This is a genomic window from Phenylobacterium sp. (assembly GCF_037968635.1).
Taxonomy (GTDB): Bacteria; Pseudomonadota; Alphaproteobacteria; order Caulobacterales; family Caulobacteraceae; genus Phenylobacterium.
The window spans coordinates 1-15330 of record NZ_JBBKVV010000005.1 but is presented as its reverse complement, the minus strand read 5'-3'; the positions used below and the strand labels follow the sequence as shown (position 1 = coordinate 15330).

Below are 15330 nucleotides of genomic sequence, written 5' to 3'. Positions count from 1 at the left end.
GCCGATTCCCTCATGGATGTTCCCGGTCGGCAGGAAGCCCCAAGGCGCCGCTTCGCGCCAGTGGAGAAGTTCCGGTCGCGTCGGTTCGGTAGGCCTTGCCGATGCTGGTCAGGGCGAACGCCGCCAGCCCCGCCAGCGCCACGACCGGGAGCAAGGCGCCGAACACCTGATCGGCGCTATAGCCCGCCGCCCGCAGCTCACCGGCCAGCAGGGGGCCAAGGATCGATCCGAAACGACCTACCGCCACTGCGGCGCCCGCCCCCGCCGCCCTGACCTGAGGCGCATAGTAGACGGGTGCGAGGGCGTAGAGAGCATATTGGGCGCCGATCACCAGGAAACCTGCGGCGCCAGACAACGCCAGCAGCGGGGTGAGCGCACTGGCGCCGCCCAGGCCATACAGCGCCGCGGCCAGCGCGAGGTAGACGATCAGCAGCGGCCAGCGGAAGCCGACCCGGTCCACAACGAAGCCCAGGAACAGCGCGCCGATGATGCTGGAAATGTTGAAGACGAAGGCCGCGCTGGCGCCGTCCGAAGCCGCGAGGCCCTTGGCGATCACCAGGGTCGGAAGCCAGTTGAGCAGCAGGTAGAGCACCACCAGGGTCATCATGAAGACGGCCCAAAGCAGCAGGGTCGGGATCGCGCGCCCTTGCCCGAACAGGGCGCGGAACAGGTTACGGTCGGCCGCCTTGTCCTGCACCGGTCGGGTTTCGGGCAGCAGGAATATGATCACCGGGGTCAGCAACAGGGGCAAGGCCCCGCCGATCAGGAACATCATGCGCCAGTCGACAGCATCCCCGCCGTACCTGGCCAGCAGCGCCACGGCCGCCCCGCCCGCCGGCATCCCGCAGAATATGGTCGTGACGGTCGCCGCCCGACGGTTGGGCGCGCTGATCTCGGTGGCGATGGCGATCAGGTTTGGCATGGCGCCGCCGAACCCCAGGCCGGTGGCGAACCGGGCCAGCAGCATGTGGTCATAGCCATGGCTCATCGCCGTCACGACGGAGAAGACGCCGAACAGCGCCGTGGAAACCACCAGCACCGGCTTTCGCCCCACCTTGTCGGCCAGCAAGCCGCCGACGAAGGCCCCAATCACCAGTCCGATCATGGCCGCGCTGCCGGCCCAGCCCAGTTGACCCGAGTCCAGCCCGAGTTCTGGCGCGAACCGCGGCGCGGCCACCCCGAACGCCTGGATGTCATACCCTTCGAGCGCGGCGATGAAGAAGCAGATGGCGACGATGACGCCCGCGCCAGCCCGACCTGTGGTCTTGTCACCCATGCTCATCTCCCCTGCCAACCGTCGCTGGCGCCCAACGGAACGTTGCGCATAACCATCTCGATGTCCTGGATCTGACCGCCGTCGAGCTTGAACAGTTCGGCTATCAGGATGGAGCGGGGCTCGCGCTGGATGGTCCCGGTTCCGACAAGAGCCGGATAGGTCCCGCCGGGAATGTCGAACACCGCCAGACCCCAGACCAGGCCGCGGTCCTCATCGGCCAGGACGTAGCGGCGGTCGCGAACCTGCTCGATATAGGCAAAGCCGCCCAGGCCCTTGCAGCCGGCCTGCGGCCCACCTGGCCGGTTGGTCGTCTGAACACCGTTCTCATAGCGGTTGCAGCCGCCGGCGGCTGGGACCTTGTCGCCGCTCTCGGCCTCGATCCCGTCGAAATAGGCCTCGGCGGCCGCGATCATCGCTGCGCGCGCGGTCGCTTTGGCGGTCATCTGCCTCCCCTTATATTTTGTATGTGTTGTATACTATTATCCGTCCATGGGGATCAAGCCGCCGCCTTCCGGTTCAGTGCGGCGGTCATCCAGGTCAGCAGGGCGCCGGCCACCAGCAGGCGAGGCCGAGAGCTTGCCGGCCAGCTTGCCTTCGATGATCGGGCCGTTGATCGCGAGCGCGAAGGCCGTCCGTCCATAGGAGCCGACCCGAGCCTTCAGCACGCCGCTGAGTTCGCTGAGGTTCGGCTTCTCGGTGACGATGTTGATGGCGCCGCCGATGGTGTTGCGGCCAAACAGGGCGCCCTGCGGACCCTTCAGGACCTCCGCGCGCTCGATGTCGTCCAGGCTCATCAGTCCGCCCACGGCGCGAGCCAGATAGACGTCGTCCTAGGCCCCGACGCCCGGATCGGTGGGGAACTGGAAGTCGCCGGTGCCGACCCCGCGGATGTAGCCGGCATAGGCCGAGCCGCCGCCGGCCGGGCGGTTGGTCTGGTGCAGTTCCAGGTTCGGTGTGAAGTTGCCCAGGTCCTGCAGGTTGGTGGCGCCTCGGGCGGCCATGGGTTCCTGGGTGAAGGCGCTCACCGAGACCGGCGTGTCCTGCAACTGGGTCTCGCGGCGCTCGGAGGTGACCACGATCTCGGCGACCTCGGTCTGGGCCAGCTCCTGGCCGGCGAAGGACAGAACCATGGCGGTCGCGGCGGTGGCCATCAGCGTCCTGGCGCGCGCGGAATTTGAGTTTGGCATCGGAACGTCCCTCCCCGGGGTGTGACGCGGTCTATCGCCGCCTCGATCGCGGCGGAGATTGGGAGAGGTGCCTGGCTTCGTCAATGGTTGGTAAGACTAACGATTGATCATGTATCGCGTTCTGTCAGTTCTGTTGCGGTGAGGGCGCAGAGGTGGCCGGAGCAAGCGGGGGGGCCGCTCCGGCCTTGAGCGCGACGGGCATGGTGGCGCCTGAGGTCGCGCTGCAACGCTCTGGGTTGTGAGCTCTAATCTATTGGGGCATCTCGCCGCCGACCTTGTCGAAGGTGCCGCTGATCTTACCCTGCAGGGTGCTCATCGCGGTGATCAGCACGATCGCGATCAAGGCGGCGATCAGACCATACTCAATGGCCGTGGCGCCGGACTCGTCGGCGATGAAACTTTTCAGGAACTGGGTCATGCACACCTTCCCCTTTCTGGGAGCGCCGACAGGCCCATGCCTGGGACGCTAGGACGCAGCTTGCCCGGACAGGTTGAAGCAACCCTTTCCAAACAGCCTTAAGGCGAAGGTAATGTTATGTTGTCGACGCTCGACTCTTAACGGCTTCGAAGGCCTCCGCCGGCTAGAATGAAGTTCGAACAGGAAAGGGAGCCGTCATGGCGACCCGCACATCCAGCTTCCACCGACACGCGATCGACCACTTCGAGCCGCAGGACACTGACGACGACCCCCACGCCCAGCGCCGCATGCGCGGTCAGCTTGAGCAGATCGACTACACCGCGTTCGCCTCCAACAAGGAGGTGATCGGCGCGGTGCTCGGCCACGCCGATTCCCAGAAGTTCCAGCGGATGGCGGTAGCCGCCGCCATGGCCCGGGCCCAGTGGGTCAAGGAAGCCCTGACCCTGAGCGAAGGCATTAGCCCCAGCCATGAACAGATCTCCCGCCTGGGTCGCCTGCGTCAGGCCTATGAGGAACTTGCCGAGGCCTACGAAGCCATGCGCCGCATGGTGGAGCGCGGCTACCTGCCCTACCGCGCGCCCGTGACCTAGAGCGGCCGCCACCTCTGGCCCGGGCGCCAGATGATGCTAGCTTCGCCGCGTGATAACGAGCGACCTGATCCACTATGAAATGCTGCCGCGCGGCTTGGCGGTCGGGGCGCTGGCCGCGAGCATCATCGGCTGGCGCCAGGGCGGCGCAAGCCGAGACGCCCAGATCGCCGGCGCGCTTTTCCTGGCCTGTCCCTCCCCCTTCAGCGCCTACAGCTTCGATCTGGGCGAGGCGGCGGTGATGGCCATCTTCGTACCGCTGTGGGTCATCGCCGTGCCGACGCCCTGGCCGGCCCTGGGGCTGTTCATGCTGCACCAGTTGGCCCGCAACACCATCGGCCATTCGGGCTATGAATTGATGCCCGCGACCGCCGCCGGCCGACCCATGTTCGATTGGATCACCAGCACGACCCACCACGACCTGCATCACGAGCGAGGGATGAACTACGGCCTCTACTTCACCTGGTGGGACCGCTGGATGGGCACCGAGCACCCGGAGTATCACGCCCGCTTCGCTGCGGCGGTGCGCAAGCGGCGGGTCGGCGCCCTGGTCGCCGCCGAGTAGGCTTTCCCTTAAGGACCGCTTCACCCGGCGGTCGTAGACTCAAGGCGTGTCCAGACAGGCCGCGCCATGAAGGTCGCCCCCCTAGGAACGATCCCAACCGCCGCACAGGTGCCGGCGCTTACCCCCGTGCGCCCGGTCACCCGGGTGCAGGGGGGGCAGTTCCTGCGCGAGATGCAGCGGGCGGTGGAGGCCGACGCGGTCGATCCGGCCGCCCCGGTCGACGCGCTCAGCCGGGTCGCTCCGGGCAAGCCGTCCTCCCAACGGGGCCTCGCGCCCCTCCTGCCCCAGACGCCGGCCCAGGCCATGGCCGCGGCCCTGCGCACGGCGCTCACCAGGCAAAGCGGCCTGGCCCCCCTGATGGCCGATCTCAACCAGGCGCTGCGCGCCCAGGCCCTGTCGCCACCGGCCCGGGCCGCGGCCATGCAGATGCTGGCCCAACTCATGCCGCTAGATCCCGATGTCCGGGGCGCCGACATTAAGCGGGCGTTGAAGACCTCCGGCCTGTTCCTGGAAGCCAACCTCGCCGCCGATCCCGAGACCACGCCCCTCGGCCGAGACTTGAAAGCCGCCCTGCTGGTGCTCCGCCAGGCGCTCGGTCCTGCGACCCGCCGACCACCCGGCGCCACACCACCGCCGCCCTATGGTGGGGCGCCCACCTCCGCCCAGAAAGCCGCCATGCCCAGCCTGCCCCTGGGCGCCAGCGCCGGCGCCCTCGGCGAGGCCCTGGCCGCCGAGACGCAAGGCGCGTTGGCGCACCTTGATCTGCTGCAACTCGCCTCCTTGCCTGACCCCGATAGGCCGAACGATCCCACCCGCTGGATGTTCGAGACCCCGCTGCAGACATCCCAGGGTCCTGGGGTGGCCCAGTTCGAAATCAGCCGCGACAGCGAGGGCCGCGCCCAACAGGAAGAGCGCGAGCCTCTGTGGCGGGCCCGATTCTCAGTCGACTTCGAACCTGTCGGTCCCATCGACGCCCAGGTGGCCTTCGAGGGCGACCTCGCCCGCGTCAGCCTCTGGGTGCAGCGCACCGACGCCGCTGAGCGGCTGCGTATCGCCCAGCCGATGCTGGCCCAGGCCTTGGCCGCCGCCAACCTGCAGCTCGAACTGGTGGTGCATTCGGGTCCGCCGCCTGCGCCGCCCACAGGCGCCGGCCGTCTGCTGGATCAGTCGGCATGAGTCCTGACCGTCGCCTCGCTGTGGCTCTGCAATACGAAGCCCCGGGCGCACCCCGCGTGGTGGCGGCGGGCCGGGGGCTGGTGGGAGAGCGGATCATCGCCGCCGCCGAGGCTCATGGCGTGCCTCTGGAGCAAAACCCTATGCTGGCCGAGGCGCTCTCCAAGGTCGAGCTGGACACCGAGATCCCCGAGCGCCTGTTTCTGGCGGTCGCTGAAGTTCTCGCCTTTCTGATGCGCGAGGGCTCGCCGCCCGAGGCCTGACGGGATTTGCCGGCCGGCCTGGCCCGCGCCGTGTTCCTCCGCCGGCCCCTTCGCAATGACGATCTCCTCCTGTAGCAACGGCGGCCTGACCCGCGCGTTGGGCCCCGCGGAGAACCCCATGCGACTGTCGATCCAGGCCGACCTGACCTACAGCTTCGAGAATCCCTGCGAGGTTCTGCTGCTGTTGGAGGCCGCCCGCGCGCCCGACCAGGCGATCCATTCCGAGCGGCTGACCATCAGCCCCACCGCCGAGATCGCCCGCCTCGACGACTCCGTGACCGGTGAGCGCCGCGCGGTCTTCACCGCTCACGGCGAGGTGACCATCGCCTACGCCGCCCAGGTCGAACTGCTGGCCCGCGACGCCAACCTCAGGGGTTACGCCGCCACCGCCATCCGTGATCTGCCGGGCGAGGCCCTGCGCTATCTGCGCGCCAGCCGTTACTGCCCGTCGGACCGCTTCGAGGCGTTCGCCGAGACGGAATTCGGCCACCTCCAGGGCGGCGACAAGGTGGCCGCCATCGTCGACTGGATCGGCGGGCATCTGGCCTATGAGGCCGGGGTCAGCGACGCCATGACCACCGCGCTGGACACCTTCGTGGGCCGCGCCGGGGTGTGCCGCGACTTCGCCCACCTGGCCATCAGCCTGTGCCGCGCCTCCGACATCCCGGCCCGCGCGGTCAGCGCCTATGCCTGGAAATTGGAGCCGCCGGACCTGCACGCCGTGGCCGAGGTCTATCTGGGCGGCCGCTGGCGGCTGATCGACGCCACGGGCCTGGCGCCAATTGACGGCCTGGTCCGCATCGCCACCGGACTGGACGCCGCCGACATCGCCTTCATGACCATCTTCGGCAAGGCCGAACTGATCTCCCAGAGCTTCACCGTCGAGAAGTCCAAGGTTTAGGCGATGGCAGAACCTCCCGAGGCCCTCATTATCGGCGCCGGCCCGGCCGGCCTGACCGCCGCCATCTATCTCGCCCGCTTCCGCCGCCGCGTCCTGGTGCTGCACGACGGCGGCAGCCGCGCGGCCTGGATTCCCCGCAGCCACAACCATCCGGGATTTCCGGGCGGCGTGGTCGGTACTGACCTGCTGGACCGCATCCAGCGGCAGGCCGAGGAATTCGGCGCCCGGATCGAACAGGCGCAGGTCACCGGACTCTCCGTCGCGGACGATGGCTTTCAGGTCGTGACCGCCGACCGGACCTTCGCCGCCCCCGCCGTCATCCTCGCCACTGGTGTCCTCGACCGCCTGCCCGACCTGCCGGGCGTCGAGGCAGCCATTCGGCGGTCGCTGGTGCGCATCTGCCCGATCTGCGACGGCTTCGAGGTTACCGGCCAGGCCGTGGCGATCATCGGCGACAGCGCACTGGCGGCCCGCGAGGCTCTGTTCCTGCTAACCTATTCCGACAGGGTCACACTGATCCATATCGGAGCCGCGGACGCCTTGCCCGACGATGAGCGCGGCCGTCTGGCCAAGGCCGGCGTCCGCCTGATCGAGGGGCCGATCGACGAGGTGGTTCTCGACGACAACCGGCTCACGGCCCTCGCCTTCACCGTCCATGGCAAACTGGAATTCGACGCCGTCTACACCGCGCTCGGCGTCGATCCGCGTACGGATCTCGCTATCAGGGCAGGCGCTCGGCGCTGCGAGGACGGACGCCTGATCGTCGATGACCACCAGCAGACCACCGTGCCTGGCCTCTACGCCGCCGGGGACCTGGTCCGTGGCCTCAACCAGATCAGCACCGCCCAGGGCGAGGCCGCCATCGCCGCAACAGCCCTGCACAACCGGCTGCGCGAGACGGAGTAGCGCGCAGGCGAACCCCCCTAGCCCAGGACGCCCTGAAGGACTTCGTGTCCCTTATCCAGCAGAAGGTGGGTCGCCATCGCTCGGCCCACTCCGGCCCCGGCCGTCCCGGCGACGGAATGGACCTGGATCTGCTCATTTCCCGGCACGATCCGGCGCGGGTTGCGGCACGCCGCCAGGGGCGCTGAATTCAGCGAACAAAGGTCCTTGCTGCATTGCAGCAACGATCCATGGTGCGCCTGCGTTGTTTGCAGATCAGCGCCCTTCGGCCCTGCGCGAAAGGCTTCTCATGCGTACCCTCTCCGACACCTTGATGCGGATGTCCGCCTTCCGCGAAGCGGGCGCAGACATCGGAACCCGCGCGGGGTCCGACGGCCTCACCGAGCTTGGCGGCTTCGGCGGCAATCCCGGCGCCCTGCGGGCCCTGGCTTATGTCCCGGACGACCTCCGGAGGAATGCTCCCCTCGTCGTGGTTTTGCACGGCTGCACGCAGAGCGCGGCCGAATACGACCTTGGCTCCGGCTGGTCGGCGCTGGCGCAGGCGGCCGGCTTCGGCCTGCTGTTCCCCGAGCAGGTCCGCACCAACAACTTTAACCTTTGCTTCAACTGGTTCGAACCCGGCGACACCCGCCGCGGCAAGGGCGAGGCCGCCTCCATCCGCCAGATGACTGAGGCGATGATCGTCAAACACGGCATGGACCGCCGCCGGATCTTCGTCACCGGACTCTCGGCAGGCGGGGCCATGGCCAGCGTCATGCTCGCGACCTATCCCGACGTTTTCGCCGCTGGCGCGGTGATCGCTGGCCTGCCCTTCGGGGTCGCGTCCTCAGTGCCCGAGGCCTTCGACGCCATGCGCGGCCATGGCGGCCCGGACGCGGCCGCACTGGCCACCGCCATCCGCAAGGCCAGCCCGCACAAAGGCCCCTGGCCCAGCGTCTCGGTCTGGCACGGCTCGGCCGATCACACAGTGAGCGCTTCCAACGGCGAGGCGGTGGTGACCCAATGGCGCGGCGTCCACGGCTTGGATCCCGACCCTAGCCACACTGAAACCGTGGGTAGCCACACCCGCCGCACCTGGCGTGACGCCGAGGGCCGCTCGCTGTTGGAGCACAACCTGTTGGCCGGCATGGGCCACGGCGTACCTTTGAAGCCGGACGGCTCGGCCGGGGGCGGCGTCAGCGGCGCCTATATGCTGGACGTCGGCCTGGCCTCGACCAGGGCCATCGCCGCCAATTGGGGTCTGATCCACGAGACGGAGGCTCCGCTGGCCACGCAGCTGTCGCAAGCGCCGGGCGCGATCCACCTGCCTCCAGCCCGAAAGTCGACGGTCAAATCCGCCCTACCCAAGATTTCAGCCATCGGCACGGTGATCGAGGACGCCCTGCGCAAGGCGGGCCTGATGAAGTAGGCGCCGACGGTCGCCCCTACCCCAGGCTCTTCTCGATCCTGTCCAGGGTCTCCATCGCCGGCAGGCACTGGGCCACGCTGGCGTTGGGTTCTCGGCCCTCGCGGATGGCGGCGAAGAATTCGCGGTCCTGGAGTTCGATGCCGTTCATCGAGACATCCACCTGGCTGACGTCGATGGGGGTTTCCTTGCCGTCCACCAGGTCGTCATAGCGGGCGATGTAGGTTCCGTTGTCGCAGATGTAGCGGAAGAAGGTGCCCAGGGGCCCGTCGTTGTTGAACGACAGGGAGAGCGTGCAGATCGCCCCGCCCGGGACCTTCATCTGGATCGACATGTCCATGGCGATGCCCAGGTCGGGGTGCATCGGCCCCTGGACGCCGCACGCGACGCTGGCGGTCTCGCCGGTCTGGTACTGGAAGAGGTCCACCGTGTGGCAGGCGTGGTGCCAGAGCAGGTGGTCGGTCCAGCTGCGCGCCTGGCCGAGCGCATTCATGTTGGTGCGGCGGAAGAAGTAGGTCTGGACGTCCATCTGCTGGACCTTCAACTCCCCGGCCAGGATCTTCTTGTGGATCCACTGGTGGGACGGGTTGAAGCGCCGGGTGTGGCCGGCCATGGCGATCTTGCCGGCCTTCTTCTGGGCGGCGTCCAAGGCCTGGGCGTCGGCCAGGTTGTCGGCCATCGGAATCTCCACCTGCACATGCTTGCCGGCCTCCAGGCACTGGATGGACTGGGCGGCGTGCAGGCCGGTGGGGGTGGCCAGGATCGCGGCCTCGACACCGGGTTGGGCAAGCGCCTCGCCCAGGTCCGTGGTCCAGTGTGGAATCTTGAACCGCTCGGCCACCGCCTTGGTGCTGTCGGGCGATCCGCCCGCCAGGCTGATCACCTCGACCCCGTCGATCTTCTGGATCGCTTCCAGATGCTTGATGCCGAAGGCGCCCTGGCCGGCCATGACGATTTTCATTGTGGGGCTACTCCGGGACGGGTTCGAGAATGAGGTGGCCCACCGCCGTGTTCGACGCGGGCACGTGATAGAAGCGGTGCAGTTCGCGCACCTGCGGCGTCAGCGCCCCCCGCATGATCAGCCACATGACCAGTTCGATCCCCTCCGACCCCGCCTCGCGGACATAGTCGATGTGGGGCATGCGGGCCTGGGCTTCCGGGTCGGCGACGAGGCGGTCGAGGAAGGCTGCGTCGAACGCCTTGTTGATCAGGCCGGCGCGCGGACCCTGCAACTGGTGGCTCATGCCGCCGGTGCCCCAGACCTGGACGTTGAGGTCCTCGGGGAAGCTCGCCACGGCGCGTGCGATGGCCTTGCCCAGGTTGAAGCAGCGGTTGCCGGTGGGCGGCGGGTACTGGACCACGTTCACCGCCAGGGGGATGACCTTGCAGGGCCAGGCCTCCGGCTGGCCGAACATCAGCGACAGCGGCACGGTCAGGCCGTGATCGACGTCCATCGCATTGACGATGGTCATGTCGAACTCGTCGAGGATCAGCGACTGGGCCAGGTGCCAGGCCAGCTCCGGATGGCCTTGAACCACCGGCACCGGGCGCGGCCCCCAGCCCTCGTCGGCCGGGGTGAAGCTCTCGGCGCAGCCGATGGCGAAGGTGGGGATCAGCTCCAGGGAAAAGGCGCTGGCATGGTCGTTATAGACCAGGATCACCACGTCGGGCTTGGCGTCCTTGATCCACCTCTTGGACGTCTCATAGCCGGCGAACAGCGGCTTCCAGTAGTCCTCGCCAGAGCGGCCGTTATCCAGGGCGGCCCCGATGGCGGGCACGTGGCTGGTGGCGACGCCGGCGGTGATACGCGCCATCAGGCGTCTCCCTTCTTGCTGCGGACACCCTCGATGGAGCGACCCCCGGCCAGCATCATGGCGGCGTAGTCAGCCTGGCTGACCCCCGACATCATGGCGGCGATCTGCTGGAACGAGAGGCCGTCCGTCGCTGCGATCTTTGACGTGAAGTAGATGTTGCCGCCGAGTGCGATCATGCCGTTCCAGTCCCGCGCGATAACCGCCGCCTTCTGCTCGGCGCTCATAGGATAACGGTCCAGGTAGGCGGCCTCATCGGCCTTGAAGGCCTCGCGGTTGGGGGCCTTCATCAGCGACATGCAGAACATGTTGAGGTGGTAGCCCTTCCGCGACTGCTCCGCGTCGAAGAGCGTCGTGCCGGGGATGTCCTTGAAGGGGTTCTCAGCCACGGTCGTCTCCCCAGTAGAGGGCCATCGGATTGTCGATCAGCAGCTTGCGGCGGGCGGTCTCGCTGGTGGCGAACTTGGGGATCTGGTCGGTCAGCACCCCGTCGTCGGCCATGTGCCCCTTGAGGTTGGGATGCGGCCAGTCGGCGCCCCACAGCACCCGGTCGGGGAAACGCTCCACGATGGCGCGCTGGAAGGGGACCACGTCGTCATAGGGCGGGCCGGAGAGGCTCAGCCGCTCGGGACAAGAGACCTTGGACCAGACGTCCGGGTCTTCGGCCATCCAGGTCAAGAATCGCTGGAACTGCGGGTGCTCGACGCCGAGCGCGACGTCGGGACGGCCCATGTGGTCGACCACCACCTTGGTGGGTAGGCTGGTGAACAGCGGCTGCAGTTCCTCGAGATCAGGAGCCTCGAAATAGACCACCACGTGCCAGCCGAAGGGCGCAACCTTGGCCGCAATCCGCCGCAGAACGTCGTGCGGCGTGAAGTCGGCCAGGCGCTTGAGGAAGTTGAACCGCACGCCGCGTACGCCGGCGTCGTGCAGCTCTTGAAGCTCGGCCTCGGTGATCTCCTCCCCCACCGTGGCGACGCCGCGGGCCAGGCCGTTCGAGGCCTTCAGGGCGTCCACCAGGGCCCGGTTGTCCTTGCCGTGGCAGGTGGCCTGGACGACCACATTGCGGCTGAACCCCAGGAAATCGCGCAGGGCGAAGAGCTGGTCCTTGCCGGCATCGCAGGGCGTGTACTTGCGCTCCGGCGCATAGGGGAACTGCGCCTCCGGCCCGAACACATGGCAGTGGGCGTCCACCGCGCCGGCTGGCGGCCGGTAGGCGGGCTTGGTCGGGTTCGGGTGGAAGGCTAGCCAGTCAGCGTCCATTGTATGTCTTACTTACTAATTGCCAAGGGCTGTGCAAAGCCGATCTGTTCGTCCATCACCTCGCGGTCGATGGCGCCCTCCCAGTGGCAGACCACGATGCTGGCCAGGGTGTTGCCCACCAGGTTCACGAAGGTCAGGGCCTCGGCCAACAGCTTGTGGACCCCCAGCACCAGGGCGATGGAGGCGACAGGGATGTGACCCACCGTGCCGAGCGTCGCGGCCAGGGCCACGAAGGCCGCGCCCGGCACCGCCGCGGCGCCCTTGGAGGTGAGCATCATCACCCCGATCAGCCCCGCCTGGTCAGCCAGGCTCATCGGCGTGTTGGTGGCCTGGGCCAGGAAAATCGCCGCCGTCGCCAGATAGAGGCAGGTGCCGTCGAGATTGAACGAGTAGCCCGTGGGCACCACCAGTCCGACGACCGCCTCGTCGCAGCCCAGCCCCTTCAGCTTCTGCATCACCCGGGGCAGCACCGCTTCGGTGGAGCCCGAGCCCGCCACGATGGCGATCTCCTCCTTCAGCAGGCCGAGCAGCCGGAAGATGTTGACGCCCACGGCCCAGGCGATGGTCCCCATCACCACGAAGACGAAGACCAGGCAGACGATCCAGAACTCAAGGATCAAGGCGCCCAGCGACATCAACGCCGCCGAACCGAACTTGCCCACCGCGAACGCCATCGCCCCGAAGGCGCCGACGGGGGCCGCGCGCATGATGAAGCCGACGACGTTGAAGAAGACCTCGGAGACCCGCTCGATCAGGTCCAGCACCGGCCTGCCCCGCTCGCCGATCAGGGCGAGCGCAAAGGCGAACAGCAGGGCCACGAACAGCACCTGCAAGACGTTGGGCTGGGTGAAGGCCGAGACGAAGGTGGTGGGAATGATGGCCGCCAGGAACTGCGGCACGGTCTGGGCCTCGGCCTGCTTGGCGTAGTCGGCCACCAGGCCGGTATCCAAAGCCGCGGGATCGATGTTCAGACCCGCGCCAGGCTGGAAGACATTAGCCGCGGTCATGGCGAAGACCAGGGCGAGCGCGGTGACGGCCAGGAAATAGGCCAGGGCCTTGCCGGCCACCCGGCCCACCTTGGCGAAGTCGCCCATGCCGGCCACGCCGTGCACCACCGTGCAGAAGATCACCGGCGGGATGATCATCTTCACCAGGGCGATGAAGGCGTCCCCCAGCGGCTTCATGGCCGCGCCGAGGCCCGGCCAGAAATGGCCCAGCAGGGCGCCGGCCACGGTGGCGGCCAGCACCTGGACCCAGAGCTGGCCGATCAGCTTCACGCCGCGGCCAGCCGCTTGGCCAGGCGGGGGAAGACCGTCTTGGCGTTGCCCTCGAAGATCGCCGTCTTGTCGGCCTGCGGAATGCTGCTGGCCTCGATGTAGCGTTTGGTGTCGTCGTAGAACTGGCCGCTCTCGGGATCGACGCCGCGCACCGCGCCCACCATCTCCGAGCCGAACAGGATGTTCTTGGCCGGGATCACCTTCAGCAGCAGGTCGATGCCGGGCTGGTGATAGACGCAGGTGTCGAAGAAGACGTTGTTCATCACCAGCTCGGAGAGCGGCGGGCGCTTCATGTCCTGGGCCAGCCCCCGGTAGCGGCCCCAGTGATAGGGCACGGCCCCGCCACCGTGCGGGATGATCATCCGCAGGGTCGGGAAGTCCCTGAACAGGTCGCCTTGAATGAACTGCATGAAGGCCGTGGTGTCGGCGTTGATGTAATGGGCGCCCGTGGCGTGGAAGGCCGGATTGCAGGAGGCCGAGACGTGAACCATGGCCGGCACGTCCAGCTCGACCATCTTCTCGTAGAGCGGATACCAGTGGCGGTCGGTGAGCGGCGGCGCGGTCCAGTGGCCGCCCGACGGGTCGGGGTTCAGGTTGCAGCCGATGAAGCCCAGCTCGCTGACGCAGCGCTCCAGCTCGGCCACCGAGTGGGCGGCCGGGACGCCGGGTGACTGCGGCAACTGGCAGACGCCCACGAAGTTCTCCGGATAGAGCTCGACGACCCGGCCGATCAGGTCGTTGCACAGCCGCGACCACTGCAGGCTGACCGCCTCGTCGCCGATGTGGTGGGCCATGGCCGAGGCGCGGGGGCTGAAGATCGTGAGATCGGTGCCGCGCTCGCGCTGCAGCTTCAGCTGGGCGCCCTCCAGGCTCTCGCGGATCTCGTCGTCGGAGATGTTGGGCAGGGTCAGGCGGGCCAGCTGGTGGGCGTCGCAGTTGCAGGCGATCTGCCGGTCGCGGAATTCCTGCAGCGAGGCGGGCGCGGTCGTGTAGTGGCCATGGCAGTCGATGATCATGCCGTCTTCCTGATGATGTGGTCGAGCATGGCGCCCAGGTCGGTCTGCGTGTGGGCGGCCTTGAAGTCGGCGGCCCAATCCTGCCGTTCAGCGATGGCGCGGCTCATGGTGGAAGCGACGCCGGCCTCCTCCACGGTGCGGGCGGCCTCGCGCATCTCCTCGGCCCGGCGGACGCCGTGCTCCAGGGAGCGGCTGATCATGTAGCGGGCCGTCGCCTCCCAGTCGTGCAGCGGCAGCAGGTCCGACAGCGAGGCCAACACGGTGGACTCAACGCCGTAGTGGCGGGCGGCCAGCATGGACTCGGTCAGCAGCGCCTCGATCCCCTTGATCATCACGCTGCGGCACATCTTGGTGGCCGAGGCCTGGCCTACCTTCTCGGAGAAGACGGTGAGACCGGTGAACCCCAGGGGCGCGGCCAGTTCCGCCAGGGCCCGGGCGTGCGGCCCGCCCAGCAGCATCGGCGAGGCCAGTCGCTTGGGCGGGAACGGCGCCATGACCGCGGCTTCGACATAGCGCCCGCCGGCGTCGTCGATGATTTCGGCCGAGGCCTGTTTCATACCCGGCGAGGCGGAGTTGAGGTCGAGGAAGAGGCAGTCCTTGCCGATGGCGCCCGCCGCCGCGCGGGCGACCTCGACATCCTGGGCCGCGGTGACCGCGCTGAGGATCAGGTCGGCGCCCGCCACCGCCTCGGCGGCGCTCGCGCCAGCGCGCACCGCGTGGTTCGGCTGGGCGCGGCTGGGGATGCTGCCGGGGTCGGCGAACAGCAGGTCATAGGCGGTGAGCTCCGCCCTGCCCGCCAGGTCGGTCGCCAGGATCTGGCCGACCTCGCCGAACCCAATGAGACAGATCCGGGTCATTTGCCGCCCCAGACGCTGGCCGGCACATAGACCTCGCCGGACATCAGCTTGCGGGCCGTGCGCAGCAGCGCCGAGCGCCTGACGCTCACCACGCCACCCACCACGGCGACGTCCATGGCGACGGTGAAGAAGCCGGTGGGGTGCTCCACCTCCAGCTCCTTCACGGCCTCCACGTCGACGATCCCGGCGACCACGGCGGCCACCGTCCCTGGGACCACACAGGCGGTCGCAACACTGACGGCGCCGAAGACGCCGATGGCCTCGTGGACACGGTGGGGGATGAAGTTCCGGGTGCAGATGATCCCGCCGTGCTGGGGCGGCGCCACCAGGCACATCTTGGGGACAGTCTTCTTGGCCACGTCGCCGAGGTTCATCAGCGGCCCCACCTGCAGCCGGATCGCCTCGACGCGGGCCTTGAGCCCGGCGTC

Annotated in this window: 18 protein-coding genes and 1 pseudogene; 7 read left to right on the top strand and 12 right to left on the bottom strand. The window is 68.2% G+C overall.

Going from position 1 to position 15330, the window contains the following annotated elements; genetic code table 11:
* Positions 1–10: 10 nt before the first annotated feature.
* From mhpT to AAC997_RS00490, 4 genes and pseudogenes are all read right to left on the bottom strand, one after another.
* The gene (mhpT, locus tag AAC997_RS00505; protein ID WP_340643736.1) at positions 11–1276 is read right to left on the bottom strand and encodes a 3-(3-hydroxy-phenyl)propionate transporter MhpT; all 1266 of its coding nucleotides are present in this window, start codon (positions 1274–1276) and stop codon (positions 11–13) included.
* Between the two features lie 2 nt (positions 1277–1278).
* The gene (locus AAC997_RS00500; protein ID WP_340643735.1) at positions 1279–1719 is read right to left on the bottom strand and encodes a hypothetical protein; all 441 of its coding nucleotides are present in this window, start codon (positions 1717–1719) and stop codon (positions 1279–1281) included.
* A 36-nt stretch (positions 1720–1755) separates the two neighbouring features.
* Positions 1756–2406 (bottom strand): annotated as a pseudogene (locus tag AAC997_RS00495) (TonB-dependent receptor plug domain-containing protein).
* Between the two features lie 307 nt (positions 2407–2713).
* The gene (locus tag AAC997_RS00490) at positions 2714–2881 is read right to left on the bottom strand and encodes a Flp family type IVb pilin (RefSeq protein WP_340643734.1); all 168 of its coding nucleotides are present in this window, start codon (positions 2879–2881) and stop codon (positions 2714–2716) included.
* Positions 2882–3078: 197 nt separating this feature from the next.
* On the opposite strand from AAC997_RS00490, the gene AAC997_RS00485 reads away from it, so the two are divergent.
* The 7 genes from AAC997_RS00485 to AAC997_RS00455 all read left to right on the top strand — a co-directional run bounded on the left by AAC997_RS00485 (position 3079) and on the right by AAC997_RS00455 (position 8681).
* Entirely contained in the window at positions 3079–3471 is a 393-nt protein-coding gene (locus AAC997_RS00485; RefSeq protein ID WP_340643733.1) for a hypothetical protein, read from the top strand.
* Positions 3472–3520: 49 nt separating this feature from the next.
* Entirely contained in the window at positions 3521–4033 is a 513-nt protein-coding gene (locus tag AAC997_RS00480; RefSeq protein ID WP_340643732.1) for a sterol desaturase family protein, read from the top strand.
* A 66-nt stretch (positions 4034–4099) separates the two neighbouring features.
* Positions 4100–5209 carry a flagellar hook-length control protein FliK gene (locus AAC997_RS00475; protein WP_340643731.1) on the top strand — a complete coding sequence of 370 codons (1110 nt, stop codon included), beginning with the start codon at positions 4100–4102 and terminating at the stop codon, positions 5207–5209.
* Positions 5206–5469, top strand: coding sequence for an EscU/YscU/HrcU family type III secretion system export apparatus switch protein (locus AAC997_RS00470; protein WP_340643730.1), 264 nt, complete (start codon positions 5206–5208; stop codon positions 5467–5469). Before AAC997_RS00475 ends, AAC997_RS00470 begins: the two co-directional genes overlap by 4 nt.
* Before the next feature lie 118 nt (positions 5470–5587).
* A complete protein-coding gene (locus AAC997_RS00465; RefSeq protein WP_340643729.1) occupies positions 5588–6370 on the top strand; it encodes a transglutaminase family protein in 783 nt (260 codons plus the stop codon).
* Between the two features lie 3 nt (positions 6371–6373).
* Positions 6374–7276 (top strand): NAD(P)/FAD-dependent oxidoreductase, encoded by a 903-nt coding sequence (locus tag AAC997_RS00460; protein ID WP_340643728.1) that lies wholly within the window; start codon positions 6374–6376, stop codon positions 7274–7276.
* A gap of 286 nt (positions 7277–7562) precedes the next feature.
* Entirely contained in the window at positions 7563–8681 is a 1119-nt protein-coding gene (locus tag AAC997_RS00455; RefSeq protein ID WP_340643727.1) for a PHB depolymerase family esterase, read from the top strand.
* A 16-nt stretch (positions 8682–8697) separates the two neighbouring features.
* Here the strand turns inward: AAC997_RS00455 and AAC997_RS00450 are convergent, their stop codons facing one another.
* The 8 genes from AAC997_RS00450 to AAC997_RS00415 all read right to left on the bottom strand — a co-directional run.
* Positions 8698–9639 (bottom strand): Gfo/Idh/MocA family oxidoreductase, encoded by a 942-nt coding sequence (locus AAC997_RS00450; protein WP_340643726.1) that lies wholly within the window; start codon positions 9637–9639, stop codon positions 8698–8700.
* 7 nt (positions 9640–9646) lie between these two features.
* Positions 9647–10492 (bottom strand): class III extradiol dioxygenase subunit beta, encoded by an 846-nt coding sequence (locus AAC997_RS00445; protein ID WP_340643725.1) that lies wholly within the window; start codon positions 10490–10492, stop codon positions 9647–9649.
* Positions 10492–10878, bottom strand: a complete 387-nt coding sequence (ligA, locus tag AAC997_RS00440; RefSeq protein ID WP_340643724.1) for a protocatechuate 4,5-dioxygenase subunit alpha — start codon at positions 10876–10878, stop codon at positions 10492–10494. The genes AAC997_RS00445 and ligA overlap by 1 nt, the downstream gene beginning before the upstream one ends.
* Positions 10871–11752, bottom strand: coding sequence for an amidohydrolase family protein (locus AAC997_RS00435; RefSeq protein ID WP_340643723.1), 882 nt, complete (start codon positions 11750–11752; stop codon positions 10871–10873). The genes ligA and AAC997_RS00435 overlap by 8 nt, the downstream gene beginning before the upstream one ends.
* 8 nt (positions 11753–11760) lie before the next feature.
* Entirely contained in the window at positions 11761–13029 is a 1269-nt protein-coding gene (dctA, locus tag AAC997_RS00430; RefSeq protein WP_340643722.1) for a C4-dicarboxylate transporter DctA, read from the bottom strand.
* Complete coding sequence (locus tag AAC997_RS00425) at positions 13026–14045, bottom strand: amidohydrolase family protein (RefSeq protein WP_340643721.1); 1020 nt, start codon at positions 14043–14045, stop codon at positions 13026–13028. The genes dctA and AAC997_RS00425 overlap by 4 nt, the downstream gene beginning before the upstream one ends.
* On the bottom strand, positions 14042–14902 hold the full coding sequence (locus tag AAC997_RS00420; protein ID WP_340643720.1) for a DUF1932 domain-containing protein: 861 nt from the start codon (positions 14900–14902) through the stop codon (positions 14042–14044). Before AAC997_RS00420 ends, AAC997_RS00425 begins: the two co-directional genes overlap by 4 nt.
* Positions 14899–15330: PrpF domain-containing protein (locus tag AAC997_RS00415; protein ID WP_340643719.1), on the bottom strand; the 432-nt coding region annotated here is incomplete at its 5' end. The genes AAC997_RS00415 and AAC997_RS00420, both read right to left, overlap by 4 nt.

Coding starts and splice junctions, on each gene's coding strand:
- mhpT (WP_340643736.1), bottom strand. CDS start 1,276: ATGGGTGACAAGACCACAGGTCGGGCTGGCGCGGGCGTCATCGTCGCC.
- AAC997_RS00500 (WP_340643735.1), bottom strand. CDS start 1,719: ATGACCGCCAAAGCGACCGCGCGCGCAGCGATGATCGCGGCCGCCGAG.
- AAC997_RS00490 (WP_340643734.1), bottom strand. CDS start 2,881: ATGACCCAGTTCCTGAAAAGTTTCATCGCCGACGAGTCCGGCGCCACG.
- AAC997_RS00485 (WP_340643733.1), top strand. CDS start 3,079: ATGGCGACCCGCACATCCAGCTTCCACCGACACGCGATCGACCACTTC.
- AAC997_RS00475 (WP_340643731.1), top strand. CDS start 4,100: ATGAAGGTCGCCCCCCTAGGAACGATCCCAACCGCCGCACAGGTGCCG.
- AAC997_RS00470 (WP_340643730.1), top strand. CDS start 5,206: ATGAGTCCTGACCGTCGCCTCGCTGTGGCTCTGCAATACGAAGCCCCG.
- AAC997_RS00465 (WP_340643729.1), top strand. CDS start 5,588: ATGCGACTGTCGATCCAGGCCGACCTGACCTACAGCTTCGAGAATCCC.
- AAC997_RS00460 (WP_340643728.1), top strand. CDS start 6,374: ATGGCAGAACCTCCCGAGGCCCTCATTATCGGCGCCGGCCCGGCCGGC.
- AAC997_RS00455 (WP_340643727.1), top strand. CDS start 7,563: ATGCGTACCCTCTCCGACACCTTGATGCGGATGTCCGCCTTCCGCGAA.
- AAC997_RS00450 (WP_340643726.1), bottom strand. CDS start 9,639: ATGAAAATCGTCATGGCCGGCCAGGGCGCCTTCGGCATCAAGCATCTG.
- AAC997_RS00445 (WP_340643725.1), bottom strand. CDS start 10,492: ATGGCGCGTATCACCGCCGGCGTCGCCACCAGCCACGTGCCCGCCATC.
- AAC997_RS00435 (WP_340643723.1), bottom strand. CDS start 11,752: ATGGACGCTGACTGGCTAGCCTTCCACCCGAACCCGACCAAGCCCGCC.
- AAC997_RS00425 (WP_340643721.1), bottom strand. CDS start 14,045: ATGATCATCGACTGCCATGGCCACTACACGACCGCGCCCGCCTCGCTG.
- AAC997_RS00420 (WP_340643720.1), bottom strand. CDS start 14,902: ATGACCCGGATCTGTCTCATTGGGTTCGGCGAGGTCGGCCAGATCCTG.